General features: G+C 71.9%; 8 protein-coding genes. 7 read left to right on the forward strand and 1 reads right to left on the reverse strand.

Features of this window, described 5'->3' with window-relative positions; translation table 11 throughout:
• On the reverse strand, window positions 1-181 hold a 181-nt coding region (locus tag ACYVLJ_RS28825; protein WP_460441014.1), incomplete at its 3' end, for a hypothetical protein.
• A gap of 21 nt (window positions 182-202) precedes the next feature.
• Between ACYVLJ_RS28825 and ACYVLJ_RS28830 the strand changes: the two genes are divergently transcribed.
• From ACYVLJ_RS28830 to ACYVLJ_RS28860, 7 genes are all read left to right on the forward strand, one after another.
• A complete protein-coding gene (locus tag ACYVLJ_RS28830; RefSeq protein WP_460441015.1) occupies window positions 203-562 on the forward strand; it encodes a hypothetical protein in 360 nt (119 codons plus the stop codon).
• Window positions 559-936 (forward strand): DUF6907 domain-containing protein, encoded by a 378-nt coding sequence (locus tag ACYVLJ_RS28835; RefSeq protein WP_460441016.1) that lies wholly within the window; start codon window positions 559-561, stop codon window positions 934-936. Before ACYVLJ_RS28830 ends, ACYVLJ_RS28835 begins: the two co-directional genes overlap by 4 nt.
• 42 nt (window positions 937-978) lie before the next feature.
• Window positions 979-1,530 (forward strand): hypothetical protein, encoded by a 552-nt coding sequence (locus ACYVLJ_RS28840; protein WP_460441017.1) that lies wholly within the window; start codon window positions 979-981, stop codon window positions 1,528-1,530.
• Window positions 1,527-1,727, forward strand: a complete 201-nt coding sequence (locus tag ACYVLJ_RS28845; RefSeq protein ID WP_460441018.1) for a hypothetical protein — start codon at window positions 1,527-1,529, stop codon at window positions 1,725-1,727. The genes ACYVLJ_RS28840 and ACYVLJ_RS28845 overlap by 4 nt, the downstream gene beginning before the upstream one ends.
• Window positions 1,720-2,043: a hypothetical protein gene (locus ACYVLJ_RS28850; RefSeq protein WP_460441019.1), complete on the forward strand. Its 324-nt coding sequence runs from the start codon at window positions 1,720-1,722 to the stop codon at window positions 2,041-2,043. Before ACYVLJ_RS28845 ends, ACYVLJ_RS28850 begins: the two co-directional genes overlap by 8 nt.
• The gene (locus ACYVLJ_RS28855; protein ID WP_460441020.1) at window positions 2,036-2,335 is read left to right on the forward strand and encodes a hypothetical protein; all 300 of its coding nucleotides are present in this window, start codon (window positions 2,036-2,038) and stop codon (window positions 2,333-2,335) included. Before ACYVLJ_RS28850 ends, ACYVLJ_RS28855 begins: the two co-directional genes overlap by 8 nt.
• A 3-nt stretch (window positions 2,336-2,338) precedes the next feature.
• Window positions 2,339-2,795, forward strand: a 457-nt coding sequence (locus tag ACYVLJ_RS28860) for a hypothetical protein (protein ID WP_460441021.1), incomplete at its 3' end; no start/stop codon positions are given.

A 2,795-nucleotide genomic window follows, 5' to 3' on the forward strand; every position in this document is an offset into this window, starting at 1 on the left:
CAGTGAGGAAACCCGCATGCTCACTGTAGATGTTACCGCGCGTCACACCGCGGCTGATCACCCGTCTGGCCGAGCCGAAACCGACTCGGCCCGCGCCGCCCGCCTCGAGGCCGAGATCGGCGAGCGCGACCGCGCCCACCAGCACGCACCGTTCTGTGATCACCTCGACGGCGGATCGCACTCCTGCACCGGTGCCGCGCCGATGCTGCCCGGCGTCGCGTACGGCGTGAAGGAGACGCCCGCCGAGGTCACTGCCTACCCGTGGGCTGAAGAGCGCACCGGCGCCTGCTCGGTCGTCGTGGTCGTCGAGCACCCGTACTGCCCGAACGTGCCGCAGGACGACGCGCTGGCGGAGTTCTGGCTGCAGCCCGCGACCGCGCGAGCCCTGGCCGCCCAGCTGATCGACGGCGCCCGCCAGGCCGAGGCCGACCAGTCCGCCGTCGTCGAGGCCGACCACCAGCTGACCGCGCTGAGCGTGCTGTTCCAGCGCGTCGCGGCCGGCGACTTCACCGAGCTGGCCGATGTGCGCGCCGAGGCCCGCCGGATCGTGGGTGTGGCATGACCGACACCCCGGACTACCCGGACTGGCTGCACCACGTCGACACCGTCCCCTGCCCGTCGTGGTGCCGTGGTCGGCACCCGGAGGTCGAGCACCCCGAGGACAGGCGGCACATGTCCGACGCGGTCGAGCTGTACCCGATGCTCGCCGAGGGCACCATCGAGGACCTGGGCGAGCACTACGGTGGCGTCCAGCACGTCCCCGTGCACCTGATCATCGGCATGGACCAGGGGTTCCGGGAGGTCGGGCCGCAGATCAGCATCACGCCGGAGAACGGGAAGCACGGCCCGGGTGTCGTGTTCACCGTCGACGAGGCCGACCGAGTCGCGCGGACCCTGCGCAAGCTCGTCAAGCAGGCCCGCGGCGGTGCGCGATGACGACGCCGGTGAAGTCGACGAGCGATGTCGCGGAGGTGTCCGGTGTCTGACGAGTTTCTGTCCAGTTTGGACGCGGCAGCCTCGACCTCCTCGGGGGCCGCCCCGGCGATGCACCCGGCCGAGCTGGTGAACCGCACCGTGCACTTCGCGGAAGCCGCCCGGGACGGCCGGGTTCGGGCGCTCGATGCGCTCGCCGCGGTCGAGGCCGAGGTGCTGGGTTACGTCCGGCACCTTGGCGAGATGGCCGCCGTCCGGGACGCCCAGGTGACGGCGAACGTCGAGGGCAAGGTGACGGCCGACCCGTCGATGACCTCGGCGCGTGCGGCCCGGAACGTCGAGCCGCGCACCGGCAACCAGCGCGGCGCCATCCTTCGGTTCATCGTCGAGGGCAACGGTTCCACCGACTTCGAGATCGCCAGGGACCTCCGCATCCTGCCCAACAGCGTGCGGCCCCGGCGCGGTGAGCTGGCCGAGGCCGGCTACGTCGTGGACTCCGGCCGGACGCGGCAGCACCGCGGGTCGGACTGGGTGGTCTGGGAAGCCACAGCCGAAGCCCGCGCGTGGTACGGCCGGAACTTCGGAGGCGCGGCATGAGCGACGCGACCTTGATCAGCTGGCTGCTCGCCTTCCTCGCGATCGGCTGGGTCGGCGGTGTCGTGCTCGGCCTGCGCGTCGGCCGGGCGAATCCGTCCGCGAAGGCCCTGGAGAAGCACGATGAGGCCGTTGCGCGCGAGCTGTACCGGCTCGTGCGCGAGCACACCGGCGAACCGGAGGAGGACGACCGTGGGTGAGTTCCGCTACCGCAACGCGTCGGACTTCGCGCTGCACGCCCGGCACTTCCGGCACATGCCGGGGCGCGGCGAGGTGATGGACGGCGACGCCGTGGCGATCTGCTCCGGCATCCCGGCTGCCGAGATCGCCCGGCGCATCGCCATCGGGGCCGGGCCCGTGCTCGACGAGGACGACCTGCGCCGCGGCTGGGCCCGCACGGACACCGTGCGCGTCAAGCTCGGCCGGAACCCGACCGTCTACGACGTGCTCCGGGAGTTCGGCGACGAGTCCGCCGAGGCTGGCCTGCTCGGTGCGCCGGGCGGCGCAGGTGGCTGAGTCCGATGTGGACGGCGTGCTGCAGGTGGTCGCGGTCGGGCCGGTGGACATCACCGGCGCGACCGCGGCTGCCCGCGCCGACGCCGAGAAGTACCGGGCCGAGGACCCCGCGTACGCCGAGCTGATGGCGACCCTTGCCGCGCTCGGCGAAGTCCTCGACGCCGACCCGGATCCCGCCGAGTGTGCCGCGCTGATGCAGCGCGTGCACGCGCTCGACTGGTCGGTGGACTACCAGGCCGGTCAGCGGTGGGTCCGCTGGTCCGTGCAAAACATGATCTTGAAAGGAATCTGACCGGTGACCTGGTTCAAGGTCGACGACACGCTGCACAGCCACAAGAAGGCGATGCGCGCGGGCGTCGAAGCGATGGGGCTGTGGGTTCTGGCGGGCTCGTGGGCCGCCGACCAGCTCACCGACGGATGGGTGCCCTCGTACGCCGCGAAGCGGATCGCCATGAACGCGGACGAGTTGGCGGACGCGCTCGTCAAGGCTGGCCTGTGGTGCACCGGAGAGCACGAGGGCGAGCCCGGCTGGTGGTTCCACGAATGGGATGAGCGGCAGCCCACGCGGGACGATGTCCTGGCGCGCCGGAAGGCGGACGCCGAGCGTCGCGCGCGCTGGCGCGACGGCAAGCGTCCGAAGGGTGACGGCGAACCGTCCACTCCGGACACCGAGGGTGCGTCACAGGATGTGTCACGGCGTGACACCTCCGGGGACTCACGGGGGGCGTCCGCGCTTCCCGACCCGACCCGAC

This window comes from Amycolatopsis stemonae, from assembly GCF_054781455.1.